13 protein-coding genes are annotated in these 19382 nt (G+C 67.4%); 1 reads left to right on the top strand and 12 read right to left on the bottom strand.

The annotated features are described in order from the left end of the window. Nucleotides 1-65: 65 nt before the first annotated feature. The gene (locus E0T84_RS24260; protein ID WP_138745750.1) at nt 66-512 is read right to left on the bottom strand and encodes an SRPBCC family protein; all 447 of its coding nucleotides are present in this window, start codon (nt 510-512) and stop codon (nt 66-68) included. A gap of 40 nt (nt 513-552) precedes the next feature. Between E0T84_RS24260 and E0T84_RS24265 the strand changes: the two genes are divergently transcribed. Next, a complete protein-coding gene (locus tag E0T84_RS24265; RefSeq protein ID WP_070946585.1) occupies nt 553-1161 on the top strand; it encodes a TetR family transcriptional regulator in 609 nt (202 codons plus the stop codon). Between the two features lie 5 nt (nt 1162-1166). Here E0T84_RS24265 and E0T84_RS24270 read toward each other — a convergent pair whose 3' ends face one another. The 11 genes from E0T84_RS24270 to E0T84_RS24320 all read right to left on the bottom strand — a co-directional run bounded on the left by E0T84_RS24270 (nt 1167) and on the right by E0T84_RS24320 (nt 19381). Next, on the bottom strand, nt 1167-2579 hold the full coding sequence (locus tag E0T84_RS24270; RefSeq protein ID WP_070946584.1) for an NAD(P)/FAD-dependent oxidoreductase: 1413 nt from the start codon (nt 2577-2579) through the stop codon (nt 1167-1169). 172 nt (nt 2580-2751) lie between these two features. Further along, nucleotides 2752-4305 carry an acyl-CoA carboxylase subunit beta gene (locus tag E0T84_RS24275; RefSeq protein ID WP_070186667.1) on the bottom strand — a complete coding sequence of 518 codons (1554 nt, stop codon included), beginning with the start codon at nt 4303-4305 and terminating at the stop codon, nt 2752-2754. After that, nucleotides 4302-9746 carry a polyketide synthase Pks13 gene (gene pks13 / locus E0T84_RS24280; protein WP_171055154.1) on the bottom strand — a complete coding sequence of 1815 codons (5445 nt, stop codon included), beginning with the start codon at nt 9744-9746 and terminating at the stop codon, nt 4302-4304. Before pks13 ends, E0T84_RS24275 begins: the two co-directional genes overlap by 4 nt. Nucleotides 9747-9802: 56 nt before the next feature. Then, nucleotides 9803-11692, bottom strand: a complete 1890-nt coding sequence (fadD32, locus tag E0T84_RS24285; RefSeq protein ID WP_138745751.1) for a long-chain-fatty-acid--AMP ligase FadD32 — start codon at nt 11690-11692, stop codon at nt 9803-9805. Between the two features lie 231 nt (nt 11693-11923). Then, the gene (locus E0T84_RS24290) at nt 11924-12937 is read right to left on the bottom strand and encodes a cutinase family protein (RefSeq protein WP_138745752.1); all 1014 of its coding nucleotides are present in this window, start codon (nt 12935-12937) and stop codon (nt 11924-11926) included. Nucleotides 12938-12981: 44 nt separating this feature from the next. Beyond that, nucleotides 12982-13431 (bottom strand): hypothetical protein, encoded by a 450-nt coding sequence (locus E0T84_RS24295; protein ID WP_138745753.1) that lies wholly within the window; start codon nt 13429-13431, stop codon nt 12982-12984. A 75-nt stretch (nt 13432-13506) separates the two neighbouring features. Further along, nucleotides 13507-14418 (bottom strand): alpha/beta hydrolase-fold protein, encoded by a 912-nt coding sequence (locus E0T84_RS24300; RefSeq protein WP_070186663.1) that lies wholly within the window; start codon nt 14416-14418, stop codon nt 13507-13509. A gap of 167 nt (nt 14419-14585) precedes the next feature. Beyond that, nucleotides 14586-15593: an esterase family protein gene (locus E0T84_RS24305; RefSeq protein WP_138745754.1), complete on the bottom strand. Its 1008-nt coding sequence runs from the start codon at nt 15591-15593 to the stop codon at nt 14586-14588. A gap of 332 nt (nt 15594-15925) precedes the next feature. Continuing rightward, nucleotides 15926-17935, bottom strand: coding sequence for a flagellar motor control protein ZomB (gene zomB, locus E0T84_RS24310; protein ID WP_371726303.1), 2010 nt, complete (start codon nt 17933-17935; stop codon nt 15926-15928). Beyond that, nucleotides 17913-18851 carry a decaprenyl-phosphate phosphoribosyltransferase gene (locus E0T84_RS24315; protein ID WP_138745755.1) on the bottom strand — a complete coding sequence of 313 codons (939 nt, stop codon included), beginning with the start codon at nt 18849-18851 and terminating at the stop codon, nt 17913-17915. The genes zomB and E0T84_RS24315 overlap by 23 nt, the downstream gene beginning before the upstream one ends. Then, nucleotides 18848-19381 (bottom strand): phosphatase PAP2 family protein, encoded by a 534-nt coding sequence (locus E0T84_RS24320; protein WP_138745756.1) that lies wholly within the window; start codon nt 19379-19381, stop codon nt 18848-18850. The genes E0T84_RS24315 and E0T84_RS24320 overlap by 4 nt, the downstream gene beginning before the upstream one ends. Between the last annotated feature and the right edge of the window lies 1 nt (nt 19382).

Consider the following 19382-nt stretch of genomic DNA (forward strand, 5'->3'; position numbering starts at 1 on the left):
GTGCATCGAGTGGCCAGTTATGACACGCGTTCAACGAAAAGTTGTGCCATAACTGGTCACTCGCGCTATCCGATCCCTTTTTCAGCGGCGGTGACGAGCTTGCGCGACAGTGTTCCGAGCACCACGCGCAGGACCAGCCGGTAGCCCAATCCAACGACACGCCAACGAGTCTGGTAGCGCCCCCGCCAGGTCACCTCGGTGCCGCCCGCGGACTCGGCGAACGTCACTTCGGCCTGGTAATCCCGGATCGGTCCGTCGGCGAGCATGGTGTAGCCGTGTCTGCGGCCGGGCTCGTGAATTGTGGTCATCTCGCGGGCCGGCTTCTTCCTGGTGCCCACGGCCCGGATCGCCCCGACTCCGCCATCGTCGGCAGGGCCTCGGGTCTCCCACGCCGAGTAGGGAATCAGGGGCCGGGCCCACTCCGACCACCGGGACCCGTCGGACACGAGGGCGAACAGTATCGGCGGCGGCGCCGTGGTGTGGCGGCGGATCACGCATTCATAGCGGTGCACGGATCGGGACTTTAACAGAACAACGTTCTATTATGTAGGGGTGCCCGAATCCGCGCCGCCTTTCCAGCGCGCCCGCAACGCCGTCCAGCGCCAGGACCGGTTGACCCAGTTGCTCGCCGCCACGCGGGAGTGCCTCCGGCACACCGGAGCCGCCACGCTCACCTTGGGTGACGTGGCCGCGGCGGCCGGCCTGGCGAAATCGGGCATCCTGCGGTACGTGCGCTCACGCGAAGCGCTGCTGCTACGGGTCATGTACGACGAACACCTCGACTGGATCGAGACGCTGGCCGGCGAGTTGCGCACCGTCACACCCGCGACCGCCCTGGCTCGCACCCTGGCCGAGCGTCCACTGCTGTGCGATCTGATCGCGGCTTCCCCAGTCCTCATCAACCGGCTCGGCCCCGAAGACCTCCCGGAACTGCCGGCCCAGGCACATGACGCCCAGCAGCGGTTGGGTGCGGCATTGCGACCGGCGCTGCCGTTGTCCGACGCGCAGCTGGCCTCGCTGACAGCGGCCATCCACGCCTTCACCGGGACGGCGTGGGCATGGACCCGACCGGGTGCGGCCGGCCACGACGCCATGGTCACCGATTTCGAGGGCACCGTGCGCGGGCTGCTGGGCGTCTTCATCGCCGGCCTGCAGTCCTGAACCCCTCAGCGGTGGCGCAAATACTCCAGCGCTCGCACCGCGGCATTGGCGCCACACATGCCATGGGCACCCGGGCCCGGCGGCGTGGCACCCGAGCAGATGTACATGCCCGGAATCCCGACGTCATAGGGAGCCAGGGTGGGCCGTGGCCCGAACACCAGCTGCCGGATGTCCTTGGCACCGGTGCAGATGTCGCCGCCGACGTAGTTCGGGTTGTAGACCGACATCTCGGTGGTCGAGCGCACCGCGGACTCGACGACCCGGTCGGCGAATCCCGGCGCGAACCGCTCGAACTGCGCGATGATGGCGTCGGTGGCATCACCGGTATAGCCATGCGGCACATGAGCATAGGCATAGATCGGATTGATCTTTCCGGCCGAGCGGCCCGGGTCCGCCAGGTACTGCTGACCTACCAGAACAAACGGCCGGCGCGGCATACGTCCGGCATGGATGTCCCGCTCGGTGGCCGCGATCTCGTCGAAGTCGCCGGCCAGGTGCACCGTACCGGCCCGCCCCACCTCGGGATTGGTCCACGGCACCGGCCCGCGAACCGCGAAGTCGACCTTGAAGGCGCCTGGGCCATAACGGAATCGACGGTAAGCATGCGCCGCCAGCCGGGGCAGGCGGGCCCCCAGGATGCCGGCGACAGCCGTCGGCGTCAGATCGAACATGGTGATGTCCGACGGCGGCAGTTGAGCCGCCGTGGTGATCCGGACACCCGTTTGCACCTTGCCGCCGAGTTCGGCCAGGGCCGAGGCCAACGCATCGGTGATCGCCTGCGACCCGCCTTCGGCGACGGCCCAGCCGTGCCGATGTCCGGCCGTGAGGATTCCCAGCCCGATCGCCGAGGTCATCGGATAGTGCAACGGCCGGAAGGTATGGGCCGCAACGCCTCCGAACAACGCCCGGGCCGCCGGGGTCTTAAAGACCCGGGCCAGCACCGCGGCCGGCAGCACCGTGGGCAACCCGAACCGGGCCAGCATCAAGGGATGGGCAGGGATGCGCACCAGCGGGCCCATGATGTCGTCGGCAAGCGTGTCGAAACGGGCAGCGGGGCCGCCGAACAGTGCCCGCCAACGCCGGCCGTCGGCACCGAGTCCGGCTGCGGTCTGCTCGACACTGCGATACAGCAGACCGGCCTCACCGTTGTCGAGCGGGTGCGCACAGTCGATTTCAGGCCAGCGCCAGCGCAATCCGTGCCGCTCAAGGCCGAGACCGGCGAGAAACGCCGAGCCCACGGCCATCGGGTGAATCGCCGAGCAGTGGTCCACCACGACACCGCCGAGAGTCCCCGAGCGCACCCCGCCACCGATTTCGTCGGACGCCTCCAGCACGGTGACCTCGTGCCCGGCCCGGGCCAACACGATGGCGGCCGCGAGCCCGTTGGGCCCACTCCCCACGACGACGGCGGTGCTCATAGGCGATCCCCTTCCGCCCTCAGCCTAACCAGCCGAGCATCCAGCGAACTCCAGTGCCCTGTGGATAACTTGTGGATGGTTTTGCAGGGGCCCAGTGTCGCCACTGCTCACAGGCGGTAGTTCTGAATTACACGCTTGTGAGTAAGACTGTGTGCCGGCCGCTCACCGCAAGCTACAGCGGAAGCAAACCGTGCTTGCGCTGCACCTTGGGGCCGTTCTGCTTGTCCCGCAACAGCTTCAGGGACTTACGCAGCAGCAACCGGGTTTCGTGCGGCTGGATGACACCGTCGATGTAGCCGCGCTCGGCAGCGATCCACGGCGTGGCCATGTTGTCGTTGTAGCCCTTGATGAAGTCGGCGCGGATCTTCTGCACCTCAGGTGCGGTCGGATCCGGGAACCGCTTGACCAGCAGCTGGGCCGCGCCCTCGGCACCGATCACCGCGATCCGGGCAGTAGGCCAGGCGTAGTTCAGATCGGCCGTCAGCTGCTTGGAACCCATCACCGCGTACCCGCCGCCGTAAGCCTTGCGGATGATGACCGTCACCTTCGGCACGTCGGCCTCGACGATGGCGTTGAAGAACCGGCCACCGCGCTTGATGATGCCGCCCGTCTCCTCGGCAACACCCGGCATCGCGCCCGGGGTGTCGACCACGAAAACCAAAGGCAGGTTGTAGGAATCGCAGAACCGGATGAAGCTGGCGGCCTTGTCCGAAGCCTCGTTGCCGATCGCGCCCGACATGAACATCGGTTGGTTGGCGACGACGCCGACCGGATGTCCGTCGACCCGGGCGAACGCGGTGATCAGCTCCGGGGACCGCTGGTCGGCGATCTCGAACACGTCACCGTCGTCGAAGATCCGCAGCAGGATCTCCTGCATGTCGTAGGCCATGTTGTCGGCGTCCGGCACGATGGAATCCAGCTCCAGGTCATGCGGCGTGATCTCCGGCTCCAAGCCGGGATTGATGATGGGCGGGTTGTCGAAGTGGTTCGACGGCAGGAAGCTCAGGTAGTCGCGCACGTACTGGTAGGCGGCGGCCTCCGACTCGACCACCTTGTGGATGTTGCCGCGCTGCGCCTGCACATCCGCGCCGCCGAGCTCATCGAAGGTGACATCCTCGCCGGTGACATCCTTGATCACGTCCGGGCCGGTGATGAACATGTAGCCCTGGTCACGCACCGCCACCAGCAGGTCGGTCTGGATCGGCGAATACACCGCTCCGCCGGCGCATTTGCCGAAGATCAGCGAAATCTCGGGAACCAGGCCGCGCAACATCTCGTGCCGGCGGCCGAGTTCGGCGTACCAGGCCAGCGAGGTCGCGGTGTCCTGGATACGGGCCCCCGCGGAGTCGTTGATACCGATGATCGGGCAACCGACCATGGCCACCCATTCCATCAACCGGGCCACCTTGCGGCCGAACATCTCCCCGACCGACCCCTGGAACACCGTCTGGTCGTGACTGAACACGCCGACCGGACGGCCGTTGATGGTGCCGTGCCCGGTCACCACGCCGTCGCCGAAGAAGGCACTCGGATCGCCCGGCGTCTTGGCCAGCGCACCGATCTCCAGGAAGCTGCCCGGATCGAGCAGGGCGTGAATCCTGGCCCGTGCGGACGGGATTCCCTTCTTGTCCCGGCGGGCCCTGGCCTTCTCGTCGCCCGGATCGGATGCCAGTTCCAGCTTCTCGCGGAGCTCGGCCAGCAGTTCAGCCGTCGTCTTGTTCGTCACTTGCTCTCGCTCTCCGCTTCGATACGGTTGATCGCCTCGCTCATATGAGCACCGACCTTGGCAATGTACGGCTCATCGATGGCCTGAATGTGCTCGCCCCCGATGTGTACGACCTCCAGGTCCGAGGCAGCTTCGCCCCAGCCGCCGTCGGGCTGACGGGTGGCGTACGCGGGCTCGAACACGATCGCGTCATCGTGGTAGCGGTCGGCCATGTAGAGCGTGACGTGCCCGTCGTAGGGCTGGATCTCGATGGTGTCCAGGGCCCGGTTGTCCAGGTAGGACGTCCGCTGGTGCTCGATGATCCCGCCCGGGATCTGCACACCGCTCTGCGCGACGACCTCCAGGACGAACTTCACCTGGCCCTCGTCGTCGAGCTTCTCCAGCTCTTCGTAAGGGATCTCGGGAACCTCGACGTTGAAGGTGCGCTCGGCGAACCGGGCGTAGCGGTCCCAGCGAGCCCGCATCCCCGCCTGGCTCTGGTCGATCGGCTCGCCGGGGCGAACACAGTCGATCAGGCCCACGAACCGGACGTCGGCACCGGCCTGCTTCAGGCCGATCGCACAGGCGTAAGCCAGCGCCCCGCCCAGCGACCAGCCGGCCAGGATGAACGGACCCTGATGCATCTCAAGGAGTTTGGGCACGTATTCGGCGGCGCGCTCCTCGATGGAGCCCTCGACCCGCTCGATGCCGTACACCGGCGTATCGGCCGGCAAGCGCTTCAGCAACGGCTCGTAGACGACCGTCGATCCGCCGGCCGGATGGAACACGAACACCGGAATCTTCGAGGACCCGCCCGCAGTGCCTTTCGGCGCGGGCCGCAGGGTGCGCACGAACCCGTCGACCACACCCTCTTCGAGCTGATCGCGCACGATCGTGGCCAGCTCTTCGATGGTCTTCGACGACCGCACCTGCTCAACCGTGACGGTGCCCTCGGCGCGCTCGGAGAGCCGCTCGGACAGCTTCGTCGCCATCTCGACATCGACGAACGGCAGCTCGTTGAAGATGCCACCCGGCGACTTGCCGGTGACGATCGCCCACGTGGCGAACGTGACCCGCTCCGCGGCATCACGCGGGGGCACGTCGGCGCCCAGTGCCTCGGTGACCGCCTCCTGGGTCAGCACCTTGGCTGCCGCCGCAGCCGCGGTCGCCTTACTCGGTCCCGACGGATCCGACGGCGGAGCCGGGATGGCCGGGCCACCCGGATCGGTGGGCGGCGGCGGGATCTCCAAGCCTTCGGTGGCCGCGGCCTCGGCGGGCTTGTCCGGCTCGCTGTCCTCGGCGGGCTTGTCACCCGACGGATGTCCGGCCTCGGCCAGCTTGGCTTCGAGCTCGGCGACCGTGGAGGCACCACCCAGCAGTTCGGACTGCTCGGCGGCGATCTCCTCGGCCGTCTTGCCCTTCTGGGACTCGGCGATCTGATCGACCTCGTCGCGGTGCTCGATCGCGTACTTGATGAGGTCCTCGACGTTGTACAGGTTGGCGTCGCGCACCGCGGTCAGCTGAATGGGCGGCAGGTCGAAGTCGTACTCGACGCGGTTCTTGATCCGCACCGCCATCAGGGAATCCAGGCCCAGCTCGATCAGCGGCACCTCCCACGGCAGGTCCTCGGGCTCATAACCCATGGCCGCACCGACGATGGTGCCCAGCCGCTGGCCGATGGTCTCCCCGGAATCCGGCGACCACTTCTCGAAGCCGGCGCCCATGCCTGCACCCTTGGTGAGGTTGTCGGACAGGATCTCCGCGTCATCCTCGGGCTCGGGCTCGGCCAATGCCGGCGCGGCCGAAACCTGTTCTGCGACAACACCGGCACCTACCGCAGTGGGCAGCGTGGTCGCTGCGCCACCCCGGGTCACGATCGCGTCGTAGACCAAACAGAAGGAAGACTCACCTCCGTTGTCCAACCGGGCATGCACCTGCACCGAGGCGCCGCCCGGGTGCCGGGTCAGCGTGGTGACCAGGCGGGACCCCTCGGCAGGCACCGCACGCTGCTCGGAAGCCGTCAACCTGGCATCCGGAAGCACCTGCGCGGCAGCGGCTTTCACCAGGGCAGCCAGATCGGCGGTGCCCTTCGACACAAACTCCCAGACATGCTTGCCGTCCGGCGTCGCGACATGGTTGCCGGGCATCACCGCGGAGCTGTCACCGGTGAAGTGCGCGTCCAGCCAGTGCTGCTTGCGCTTGAACTTCGTCGGCGGGATGTTGGCGAAGTCCAGCGCGCCGGCCAGGCCGGTGGACTTGCGCGGGAACAAGGTCCGCAAGTCCAGGTCATGTCCGTGCACGAACAGGTGGGCCATGGCGGTCACCATGGACTCGACCTCGTCCTGCTTACGGGCCAGGGTCGCGATCAGTTGGGCATCGTGCAGCCCGGCCGACGCCGTCGTCAGCCCGACCTGCATGAGCGCCACCGGGTTCGGCGCCAGCTCAAGGAACGTGGTGTGGCCGTTGTCCACCGCATTGCGGATGCCGTGGGTGAAGTAGACGCTGTGGCGCAGACCCTTCTTCCAGTACTCCACGTCATGGATCGGCTCGGCGCCGGCACGGATGAACTTGCCCTCGTGCACGGTCGAGAAGTAACCGGTGCTCAGCGGATGCGGCTCGATGCCCTGGATCTCGGCGGACAGTTCACCGAGCAGCGGGTCCATCTGCTGAGTGTGGCTGGCGCCCTTGGTCTGCAGCTTGCGGGCGAACTTGCCCTCGGATTCCGCCCTGGCGATGATCGCGTCGATCTGCTCGGGCGGGCCGCCGATGACGGTCTGGGTCGGGGCCGCGTAGACACACACCTCAAGGCCCGGGTAGTCGGCGAAGACCGTCTTGATCTCGTCGGCCGAGTACTCGACCAGCGCCATCAGGCGGATGTACTCGCCGAACAGCATCGCCTCGCCCTCACCCATCAGGTGGGCACGCGAGCAGATGGTCCGGGTGGCATCGGCCAGGCTCAGGCCGCCGGAGAAGTATGCGGCGGCCGCCTCACCGAGCGACTGCCCCACTACCGCACCCGGTTTGGCACCGTGGGCCTTGAGGAACTCGCCGAGCGCGATCTGGATGGCGAAGATCACCGTCTGGACCACTTCGATGGGGTATTCGCACGTCTCGTTCGTGTAGTCGATCGAGTCGTCGAGGATCAGCTCGACAACGGAGTACCCGCGCTCATCCTGGATGTGGGCATCGACCTTGTCGATCCACTCCGCGAAAACCGGCTCGCGCAGGTACAGGCTCTTGCCCATCTTGCGGTGCTGCGCCCCGAAACCCGCCAACACCCACACCGGACCGTTGGTGACCGGACCGTCGGCCGAGATCACGCTCGGGTGCTGCTTGCCCTCGGCGACGGCGCGCAGACCCTTGATCGCCTCGTCGTGGTCGTGGGCCAGCACGATGGCACGCGAACGGCCGTGGTTGCGGCGTGACAGCGAGCGTCCGATGGATTCCAGCGAGGACGCCCGGCCCTCTTCGCTGTCCATCCAGTCCGCCAACTCAGCGGCAGCGACTTTCTTGCGCGAGGTCAGGAAGGCCGAGACAGCAAGCGGGACAACCTTCTTGACAGGTTCGGCGGCGTCAGCTGCGGCCAGCTCCTCGCGGGCGGCCTCGATCAGGCGCTTGGCCTCGTCGGTCAGCCCGGGCAGTTCGTGGTTCGCCTCGTCGTACGCCGGGTACTCGTCGGCCCCGGATTCATCATCGTCGTGAATGAACTCGCCGTACTCGTCCATCCGCACACCGCCGACGTACACGGCGTTGGCCTCGTCAGCATCCGACTTCTCTTCAGCCGCTTCAGGTTCCGGCTGCGGTTCCACAAGATCCGAGGACAGCACTTCGCGCAGCACCAGGTGGGCATTGGCGCCGCCGAAGCCGAATCCGGACACACCGGCGATCGCGTGTCCGCTGTAGCGCGGCCATTCCGAGACGGTGTCGTTGACCTTGAGGTGTTCTTTGTCGAAGTCGATGTACGGGTTGGGCCCGGCGTAGTTGATCGACGGCGGCAGCTTGTCGTTGGCCAGCGACAGCGTCATCTTGGCCAGGCTCGCCGCGCCCGCGGCCGATTCGAGGTGGCCCACATTGGATTTCACCGCGCCCAGCAGGGCCGGCTTGTCCGCCTCACGACCGCGCCCGACCACGCGGCCGAGGGCGTCGGCCTCGATGGGGTCGCCGAGGATGGTGCCGGTGCCGTGCGCCTCGATGTAGTCGACGGTCCGCGGGTTGATCCCGGCGTCCTTGTAGGCCTTCCGCAGAACCGCTTCCTGCGCATCGGGATTGGGGGCGAGCAGACCGTTGGACCGGCCGTCGTGGTTGATCGCGCTGCCGGCGATGACGGCCAGGATCTGGTCGCCGCCACGACGGGCGTCGGACACCCGCTTGAGCACCAGCATGCCGCCACCCTCGGACCGGGCGTAGCCGTCGGCGTCCGAGGAGAACGACTTGATCCGGCCGTCCGGGGCCAGCACGCCACCCACCTCGTCGAAGCCGACGGTGACCATGGGGGTGATCAACGCGTTGACACCGCCGACGATGGCCACGTCGGCCTCACCGGAACGCAACGCCTGCACACCCTGATGCGCTGCCACCAGCGAACTGGAGCATGCGGTGTCGACGGCGACCGACGGGCCGCGGAAGTCATAGAAGTACGAAACCCGGTTGGCGATGATCGAACTCGCGGTGCCGGTGATGGCGTACGGGTGCGTGACCGACGGATCCGAGACCGCCAGGAACTGGTAGTCGTTGGTCGAATTACCCACGAACACACCGACACTGGTGCCGCGCAGGCTCGACGCCGGGATGCGGGCGTGCTCCAGGGCCTCCCAGGTCAGCTCCAGCGCCATGCGCTGCTGCGGGTCGATGTTGTCGGCCTCCATCTTCGACAACGCGAAGAACTCGGAGTCGAAGCCCTTGATGTCCGAAAGATAGCCGCCACGGGTGCGGGCCTTGGCCACGCGCTCGGCGATCCGCGGCTCGGAGAGGAACTCTTCCCAGCGGCCCTCGGGCAGGTCGGTGATGCAGTCCTTGCCGGCGAGCAGGGCCTCCCACATCTGGTCGGGGGTGTTCAGGTCACCCGGGAAGCGGGTGGCAACGCCGACGATGGCGATGTCTTCCACATCGCGTTCCCGCGACCAGTCCTCGTCGTCGGTGCTCGGAGGCTCGGGCTCGCCCTCGATGATGACCGTCGCCAGCGACTCGATGGTGGGGTGCCGGAACAGCACCGTGGCCGTCAGCGTGACGCCGGTGAGGTCCTCGATGTCGCTGGCCATCGCCACCGCATCACGAGAAGACAGACCCAGCTCGATCAGCGGGGTGGTCTCGTCGATCGCGTCGGCCGACTGCCCGGTGGCGTTGGCCACCGCCTTGCGCAGCCATTCGCGCATCTCCGCGACGGTCAGATCCGGACGCGACGACGGTGCCGCGGCGGGCTCGGTGCCGTCTGGAAGATTCGAATTGCTTTGTGTTTCATCCATGTTCAGGTCACCTTTGTCTCAACCGGCCGGCAGTCGGCGGTGTGGGTCAGCTCAGCTCAGTCGGTCTCGTCGGGGAAATCGTTGGCGATCTTCCCGCTGCGCAGCGACCCGTCGAGGTAGGCCGAGCGGCAGGCCCGCCGGCCGATCTTGCCGCTGGAGGTACGCGGGATGGCACCGGCCGCGGTCAGCAGCACGTCGCGCACGGTGACGCCGTGCCGCACCGCGATCGCCGCGCGGATGTCGTCGGTGATCGGCCCGACTTCGAGCTTGTGGGCGCCGGGCGCCCGCTCGGCGACGATCACCAGTTGCTCGGAGCTGTCGTCGTCGTCACGGTGCAGGCCCGCGTGCGCGTTCTCGAACACCTCGTCGGGCAGCTGGTTGGCCGGCACCGAGAACGCCGCGACGTAGCCGGTACGCAGCGCCTTGCTGGCCTCCTGCGCCGAGTACTCCAGGTCCTGCGGGTAGTGGTTGCGGCCGTCGATGATCACCAGGTCCTTGACGCGGCCGGTGATGTACAGGTCGCCGTTGTAGAAGGCGCCGTAGTCGCCGGTACGGACCCAGGTGGCGTCGTCCTCCGCGCCCTCGGCGTGCGACGGGCTGGTCCGCGACTTGAGGGTGTTCTGGAAGATGTTGACGGTTTCTTCGGGCTTCCCCCAGTAGCCGGTGCCCATGTTCTGACCGCTCATCCAGATCTCGCCGACCTGGCCGTCGGGCAGCTCGGTCGCGCTGTCCGCGTCGACGATGACGGCCCACTCGGAGACACCGACCTTGCCGGCCGAGGCCTGGGCGACCGCCTTGGGCGAGTCGCCGTCCACCTCGACGATGCGACCGGTGTTCAGTTCGTCGCGGTCGACGTAGATGATCTTGGGCTCTTCGGCGGACGGCGTGGTCGACACCATCAGCGTGGCCTCGGCCAGGCCGTAGGACGGCTTGATCGCCTTGGCCGGGAAGCCGAACGGGCTGAAGGCCTCGTTGAACCGGCGCACGGTGGCAGCCGAGATCGGCTCACTGCCGTTGAGCACGGCCTTGACGTTGGAGAGGTCCAGCGGCGTGCCGTCCTTGGGGACGCCGCGGGCGGCGGCATGGTCGAACGCGAAGTTCGGGGCCACCGAGATGACACCGCCGGTGTCGCCTTCCTTGCGGGCCATCTCACGGATCCACCGTTCCGGCCGGCGCACGAAGGCGGCCGGGGTCATGAAGGTGAAGTAGTGGCCGATCATCGGGGCGATCAGCGCGGTGATCAGACCCATGTCGTGGAAGAACGGGAGCCAGGACAGACCGCGGTCGCCCTCCTCGCCTTCCAGCGCCTCGACGATCTGCACGATGTTGGTCGCCATGTTGAGGTGGGTGATCTGCACACCGGTGGGGATTCGGGTCGACCCCGAGGTGTACTGCAGGTACGCGATGGTGGTCTCGTCAGGCCCCTCGGGGTGGACCCAGGTGGCGGCGACGTCGTCGGGCACCGCATCCACCGCGATGACGCGGGGACGCTGGTTGGCCGGGCGGCTGCGGAAGAACTTGCGTACGCCCTCGGCGGCCTCCGTGGTGGTCAGGATCGCCGACGGGTGGCAGTTGTCCAGCACGGCGTGCAGGCGGCCCACGTGGCCGGGCTCGGACGGGTCGAACAGCGGCACCGCGATGCGTCCGGCGTAGATCGCGCCGAAGAACGCGACCAGATAGTCCAGGTTCTGCGGGCACAGGATGGCGACGCGATCACCAGGCTGGGTGACCTGCTGCAGCCGGGCGGCGACAGCCTTGTTGCGGGCGCTGAACTGGGCCCAGGTCAAATCACGGGCCACGCCGTCACGTTCGGTGGAGAAGTCCAGGAAGCGGTACGCCAGCTTGTCGCTGCGAACCTTGGCCCAGCGCTCGACGTGCTCGACGACGCTGGCTCCGTCCGGGAACTTGATCTGACCGTCCTTGATGAACGGATTGATGAACGGCATTTAACTTCTCCTGTCAGAGCCGTACTCGTCGCGTTGTCGCACGTCATTGGCGGTGCGTTGCAGCCACTCGGCGGCCGTACGTACCCAAACCCGGACGATCGTACCGGGCGCGGCGACCACGCCTACGAGTCAGCTGACGGCTCTAGTCAACCAACCACGCACGCGCGAAGCTCTTATTTTTCTCTTAATGTTAAGGGACCGTGACGGTCCCGACCAAATCCGCCGCGCCGCTCATCCGTGCTTGGGATGAGGCGCATTCTCCACCAGGTCCTTCGCCCAGTTCAGCGTCCACTGGGTGGCCGTCTGCCCGTTCTCCACCCAGAACTGCGGGGTGTTGTACAAGGCGTGCACCGGCCCGGCCGCGCTGCCGGACAGCGTCTCCAAAGTCTTGGGCAGGTTGAAGATCGAGAAAGCCTCTTCCGGCGCCGAGCAGATCAAGTCGCCCTTGCCGCAGATCTGGTTGGTCCGGCCGTCGAGGGCACCGAAACCGCCCTGCCGCGGGCCGGTCATCGTCAGACCCATCTCGGACAGCACCGGCACCTCGTGCAACGTGATCTCGGCGCCCTGACCGGGCGGGTTGGGTCCGACGTCCTGCCCGACACCGAACTGGCGGCGGCCGTCGGCGATCAACGTCACACCCAGAACCAGGTCTTCATCGACCGGGCCGCGGCCGTTGCCGATATCGCTGGCGAGGTCACCGCCGATCACCGCGCCCTGCGAGAACCCGGCGATCACATAACTGGTCAGCGGGCAGCGGTCGTTCATGTCCGTCATGGCCTTGACCGCGGTGCGCTTCCCCTCTGCGCGGCTGTCGTTGTACGACATCTGGTTGTCTGCCGAGAACGGGTTATGGAACTGCGCGGTGTAGGGCACCGTGTAGACCTCGAGGCGGTCCTTCCCGAACTGCTCGGCCATCGGCCGGCTGATGTTGGTCATGAGAGACAGCGGGAACTGCGTCGGATTGAACGGGTCGTCCTGCGGCGAGGACTCCCAGGTGCCCGGGATCGAAACCATCATCACATCGGGGCAGTCGGCGGACTGGAACTCCGGGCGCGGCTTCCGCGGCGTCGACGGGCCGGGCACCCCGGCGGGAGGCTGGGCCGTCGGCGGCGCCGACGGAGTCTCGGGACGACGCATCACGATCACCACGATCGTCACCACGAGCACCACGACGAGTGCCATCGCCGCGGCGGCGATCAGGGCCAGGATGCGGTGACGCTTCCGGCGGCTGGCATTTTTGGCCATGGGTTACTCGGGCTCCTCGCGTGCGGTGCGGTGTAGGTCTGCGGCTAGCAGAGATGTTCGGTGGCGGTGCGGATGTAGTCGGTGGCGGCGGCGTCGATCTCGGCCGATGTCGGGCTTTTCTGCCCGGACCGCGACGCCCGGACGTCGCTACGCACCAGCGGCAGGACAAACGCGCGCACGGCCTGCTCATTCTGCCTGGCGGCGCGGGCCTGGCACACATAGGACCCGATCGACAGCGCCAACAGCTCACTGGACGGGGTGATCCCGACAGCCTTGAGCTCGTCGAGGTACGTGTGCTGCTGCGAGGTGATATCCAGCTCACCGCTGCGGCGTGGCAGCGGCTGAGCCGACACCGCCTGCGGCTGGGCACCGCTGACCTGTGAGGTGGGCAACACCAGTGGCGCCATGATGTCGTCGCCCGCATCGCATGCCGTGAGCAACGACGCAACGGACACCGCTGCCACCAAGGTGGCCGACCGTAGTGTGTGCTGCACGCCTCCACCGTACCGGCTGGTGAAAAGTGCCCCGGCGCAGCCGATTCTGGTCATTCCGGCAGGTCGCCCGGACCGCTACTTGATGGTCGCGACCAATTCGCCCGACATATGCGCCAGCTGCGGGGCCCAGCTACCCCAGTCATGCTGACCTCCGGCCGGCATGTCGAAGTGCCCGTTGCTGCCACCGACGGAGCGGTAGTGCTGGTAGAACGACCGGTTGCTGCCCTGCGCCTGATCGCAGACACCGATCATCGCGGCCGGGTCGCTACATGTCAGCGTGGCCGGGCTGTACACCCACAGCCGGGTGTTGGCATCGGCCAGCAATTGCACGTGCACGTCGGGGTCATGCCACTTCCAGCGGCCCAGCTGTGGGGCACCCCACATGCCGTAGCTGTCCACCCCGCCGAACTCGGCCATCCCGGCCGTGATCGCGCCGTTGAGGGTGGTGGCCGACGGGGTCAGGAAGCCCGACAGCGAGCCGGCGAAGCGGTACCGATCGGGGTGGAATGCGGCCAGGGTCAGCGCGGCGGTACCGCCCTGCGAGGCGCCCACGACCCCGTGCCCGCCCGGGGCCAGACCCTTGTTCGCGGCCAGCCAGTCGGGCAGCTCAGCGGACAGGAACGTCTCCCACTGCTTGCTGCCGTCCTGCTCCCAGTTCGTGTACATGCTCCAGGCGCCGCCCGCCGGGGCCGCCACCGAGATACCGCGGCCGGCCAGTGTCGACATCGCGTGGCCGGCGTTGACCCAGTTGCTGACGTCAGGGGCGGCGTTGAACGCGTCGAGCAGGACCACCGCATGCGGCCCACCGCCCTGGAACGCCACCGGAATATCGCGGCCCATCGCCGCTGACGGGACCATCAGATACTCGACACCGTCGGCGCGGGCGGGAGTGTCCGTCGCCGCCGATACGGCCCACAGGCCGGCACCGAGCACCGGAGCCAACAGGGCCAGCAGCATCGCCCGCATCAGACTCAACGCACGCCTCATCATCAACCTCTCCTGCTGCCGGTCGCTCGAAGTGCCCCCGCACACGTAACCCGCGTTGTAGTGAACCACATCGCCCCCGCAGGAGGGGCCGCAAACGGCTGACGGCGGCGACCCCGTGGGGATCGCCGCCGTCTTCCGTTGTCTTACCTGGTGTTACCCGCGTCCGCTCAGGCGGTCGGGGTGGCGCCCAGGACCCGCTGCAGGTCAGGCTTCATGGCCTGCAGCTGCTGACCCCAATAGGCCCAGGCGTGCGTACCGCTCTGCGGGAAGTTGAACACACCGTTCCTGCCACCGGCCGCGATGTACTTCTCCTGGAAGGTGGAGTTCGTCCGGCAGACGAAGCCCTCGAGGAACTTGGCCGGCATGTCGGTGCCACCGAGCTCGCCCGGCTTGCCGTTACCGCAGTACACCCAGATGCGGGTGCCGTTGTTCGCGAGCGTGGCGACCTGCTCGGTGGGGTCGTTGGCCTTCCAGGCGTTGCCCGGGTCACCGGTCTTGCCCCACATGTCGTCGGCCTTGTAGCCACCGGCGTCACCCATCGAGATACCGATCAGCATCGGCCACCAGCCCTCGGACGGGTTCAACGTGCCCGACAGCGAGGCCGCGTAGATGAACTGGTCCGGGTGGCGGGCCGCCAGGATCAGCGCCGACGAACCGGCCATCGACAGACCCACCACGGCGCTGCCGGTCGGCTTGACGTCCCGGTTGGCTGCCAGCCACTGCGGCAGCTCCTGGGTCAGGAAGGTCTCCCACTTGTAGGTCTTGCAGCCGCCGTCCTTGCTGCCACACGCCGGCTTGTACCAGTCGGTGTAGAAGCTGGACTGGCCACCGACCGGCATCACAACCGAGATGCCGGAGTTCAGGAACCACTCGAACGTCGGGAGTTCGATGTCCCAACCGTTGTTGTCCTCACGGGCGCGCATGCCGTCGAGCAGATACAGCGCGGGTGCGCCCGCCCCACCGCTCTGGAACTCAACCCGGATATTGCGCCCCATCCCAGCTGACGGAACGTCGAGATACTCCACCGGCAGGCCAGGTCGAGACCAGGCTCCTGCGGTCGCCGAGCCGCCGACGACGCCAACCAGGCCAGGCAGTACGGCCGCTGCGGCGACCGCAACCGTCAGCCGGCGCGACAGACCTGCCGCTGCGCCGCGCATCTTCCCAACGAACTTCATACCGCTCCCTATCTGATCTCTTCTTCGTATTCCGCACATCGATTCACACCGACGTAAGCGGCTCACGTGCCCGTGTAGTCAACCACACGAACGCGTGGTGCTTCTCTGCAGCAGTTGTCGTCCCCGGTCGCCCGTGCACCGTTGACGGTCGCGATCAGGCACGGTTCGAAGCCCTGCCACCCCCGGCGGCGCGTGAGATGAACACCAGAGGTCAGCATCGGTTTCTTCGTACCGTCCAATCAAGATCTGTACACAGGCCCGTCTGCGTATCGGCCCAGCCGCGCCCAGCGTTACCAAACACACAGATTCGGCTGTGACAACTTCGCGAACGATCAGGGTCCGGTGGCCGGCATCCCGGTGTACGGCGGCTTCTTCGGCTCGGGAACCGGCAGGCCGCAGCGCTTGAGGTCGTAGAGCGGCACCCGATCGATCCGGTACTTCGTGAAGTCATACGCGTGGACCAGGTTGGACAGGAACCGCCGCGGGGTCATCTCGCCGCGCACCGAGTTGAGCATCGACTCGGTGGCCGGGCACTCCAGCGCGGCCTCCGCCTGGGCGATCCATTCCTCGTCCAGATAGGCCGGGATGTAGGGCCGGGTCTTGAGGAACGGCCCCTCGGCCACCGCCCAATCCGGAAAAAGGTTCTTGTCGTGGCCGATTCGGCCATCGGTCAACCGCTGGGTGTGCATGGCCAGCGGATTCGTCAAGCCGATCTGGTCGATGACCCGGACGTCCAACCCGACGTTCATGCCCAGCATGCCCATGTTGGTGAAGAACACGGTGTGCGGAGTTTTCAGTGCCCGACGCTCCGACTCGGACAGACCGGGAGGCGGCGGGTAGGCCGGTACGACGTCCCATACGTCGTAGTTGCCCGACGGCAGCAGCAGTGCCCCGTCAGGGGTGTTCTCGATCGCGGTCAGCACCGCCCGCATGCGCGGGTAATCCAGGTAGTCGGCGGCGGTCAACGGGTGCGCGTGTCCCGTGGCCTGCGAGTAGAACCGCCGTTCGTCGACGATGCCCGAGTAGGTGACCCGCGTCCCGTCGGCACCCAGACCGGGCGAGTTCGCGGCCCAGATCGACCAACCCACCACCGCGGCCCACAGCACGCTGGTGGCCGCGGCCAGCAGATAACCCGTCTCCCTGGTGAACTTCGTACCGTCGGGCAGCACCACGGGGATCACCGCGACGGGCATCAGCATGCAGAACAGCGGCGTCAGCAACACCCGGCCGTGCATGAAATCGCCGCCCTGGCGCACCCAGTAGAGCGCTTGCAGCACCCCGCTGACGAACATGAAAAGCACCACGGCAGCCGGACTTTGGACAGTCCGGGCCAGCCAGCCGTAGCCGCGGGGCACCTGGTGGCGCACCCACCACGGCCGGGTCCTGGTGGCCAGCAGGACCACCCCGAGTGCGGCCAGCAGCATCACCGGCACCCACAGCAGGTACGGCTGGTTGAAATTGGTCAGGTAGGTCAGGCCCTGGGCCCACTTGGAGCCCGAGGCGTCCTTGGCCACCGCGGTGCCCGGCACCAGCAGTCCGTAGTAACCCATCCGGAAGATCTGGTAGGCGACCGGCAGCAGCCCACCGGCCACCACGATCAGGACCCGGCGGCGCCACCCACGTGCCGCGACCAGCATCATCACCAGCGCGCCCACACCGATCAGCGCGAGCTCGGGCCGGACCAGCACGCTGAGCCCGGCGACGGCGGCCAGAGCCCCTTCGAAGTACCTGCCGGACACGGGTTTCGGTCGCCGCAGAGCCTGCGACCAGCACACCATCATCCACCACAGCAAGCCCAAATAGGCCAGCACCAAACCGTTTTCAAGTCCCGAGGTGGCGAAGTCGCGCGCCGGGGGGACCGCGATGTAGACCAGTGCGCCTGCGGGCAGCAGCAGGGCGCGGCGGCCCTGCAGGCTCGGTGCGTACAACCGGCCGGTGCCGAGCATCGCCAGCACGATGCCGAGCACGCTCAGCGTCAGCGCCAGTGCCAGGGCCACGTACTCCATCCGGACCGGGCCGCCCAGCCAGGCGCCCAGTGTCACCAGGTAGGTCCACACCGTGGAGGTGTTGGCTTCGATCCGCTCACCCGCATTGAAGACCGGGCCGTTGCCCGCCAACAGGTTTCGCACCGTCCGCAGCACGATGAGTCCGTCGTCGGCAATCCAGCGGCGCTGCCAGGCGCCCCAGCCGAACAGCGCGGCCGTCACCACCACGCTCACCCACAGGCTGATCCGCACCGTGGCGTCGTACGGAAACACCGGCCAGCGCGCCGCCAACCGGTCACCCACGCCACCTGCCAGGCGGCGCAGCGTGATCCGGTCAGCTGAAGTAGATGGCAGCACCGATGGTTCCGATCCACGCCAGGAACAGGATCTGCAGAACTCGGTCTTTCAGTGCGATCTCCTCTGGCTCACCGGCGATGCCACCATCGATGTCCACCGCATAGCGGAGGATCGCGACCGTCCAGGGAACGATCGTGATCGCGTACCACGAGGCATTCCCGTCCGCGCCGTAGCCGCCGCTGGCGCTGTCGCGTCCGAAGGCCCACAGGCCGTAGCAGACCACCACCGCGGTGGCCGACAACGTCCACACGAACCGCAGGTAGCTACTCGTGTACCGCTCCAGCGACTTGCGGATCTTGGCGCCGGTGCGCTCGGCCAATTGCAGCTCGGCATAACGTTTTCCGGCCGCCATGAACAGCGCGCCGAACGCCATCACCAGCAGGAACCATTGCGACAACGGGATGTCGGCGGCCACACCACCGGCGATCGCCCGGATCAAGAACCCCAGCGACACGATGCAGATGTCCAGCACGGCCTGGTGTTTGAGCCCGAAGCAGTACGCCAGCTGCATGGCGATGTACACAATCATCACCAGCGCGAGATTCGGGGTCAGCAACCACGAGATGCCGATCGAGGCCACCCCGAGCACGACCGCCAGCGCGTAGGCCAGCGATTCCGGGACCACTCCGGCGGCGATGGGCCGGAACCGCTTCGTGGGGTGCGCCCGGTCGGCCTCGACGTCACGCGCGTCGTTGACCAGGTAGATCGACGACGCGGCCAGACAGAACACCACGAACGCGATCGACACCTTGAACGCGAGATCGGCGTAGTCGTACTGGATCCCGCTGCCGACCGCGGCCACCGGGGCCGTGAGCACCAGCAGGTTCTTGATCCACTGCCGTGGCCGAACTGCCTTGACCAGCCCGACGGCCAGGTTCTTCGGCGGAGCACCCTCCGGCTGCGCTTCCTCACTCATTTGGCCACGGTCTCCTTCGGCCCAACACCGGCAGTTTTTCCGACCACAGAACCCACCACCGTCCCGACGGCCACGCCGGTCAGCACGTCGGAGGGATAGTGCACACCCAACACCAGGCGTGACAGCGCCATCGGCACCACCAGCGCCGCCCGCACCGGCAGCCCCGTCGTCCGGGCCAGCAACACGGCGGCCGCGGCGGTCGAGGTGGCATGCGCCGACGGGAAACTCAGCCGGCTCGGCGTCCCGACGTTCACGGCGATGTCGGGATGATGTGGCCGCTCCCGGCGCACCACCCGTTTGATCAGAACCGCGGCGGCATGAGCGGCAAAGGCACCGATGCCAACCGCCAACCATGACTTGCGCTTGGCCGGCTGGGCCAGCGCGCCGGCGGCCGCGAGCCCCAGCCAACCCAAACTGTGCTCGCCGAAATGCGACAGTGCACGCGCACCGGTCAGCACGCCCGGCCGGGTGGCCAGAGCAGCCTGCACGGCAACCAACACGGCGTCCTCGCCGCGCGGGGCATCGGTCATG

The sequence above is a fragment of the Mycobacterium sp. DBP42 genome (assembly GCF_005924235.1).
GTDB lineage: Bacteria > Actinomycetota > Actinomycetes > Mycobacteriales > Mycobacteriaceae > Mycobacterium > Mycobacterium syngnathidarum.

Coding starts and splice junctions, on each gene's coding strand:
- E0T84_RS24300 (WP_070186663.1), bottom strand. CDS start 14,418: ATGAGGCGTGCGTTGAGTCTGATGCGGGCGATGCTGCTGGCCCTGTTG.
- E0T84_RS24290 (WP_138745752.1), bottom strand. CDS start 12,937: ATGGCCAAAAATGCCAGCCGCCGGAAGCGTCACCGCATCCTGGCCCTG.
- fadD32 (WP_138745751.1), bottom strand. CDS start 11,692: ATGCCGTTCATCAATCCGTTCATCAAGGACGGTCAGATCAAGTTCCCG.
- E0T84_RS24315 (WP_138745755.1), bottom strand. CDS start 18,851: ATGAGTGAGGAAGCGCAGCCGGAGGGTGCTCCGCCGAAGAACCTGGCC.
- E0T84_RS24320 (WP_138745756.1), bottom strand. CDS start 19,381: ATGACCGATGCCCCGCGCGGCGAGGACGCCGTGTTGGTTGCCGTGCAG.
- E0T84_RS24305 (WP_138745754.1), bottom strand. CDS start 15,593: ATGAAGTTCGTTGGGAAGATGCGCGGCGCAGCGGCAGGTCTGTCGCGC.
- pks13 (WP_171055154.1), bottom strand. CDS start 9,746: ATGGATGAAACACAAAGCAATTCGAATCTTCCAGACGGCACCGAGCCC.
- E0T84_RS24270 (WP_070946584.1), bottom strand. CDS start 2,579: ATGAGCACCGCCGTCGTCGTGGGGAGTGGGCCCAACGGGCTCGCGGCC.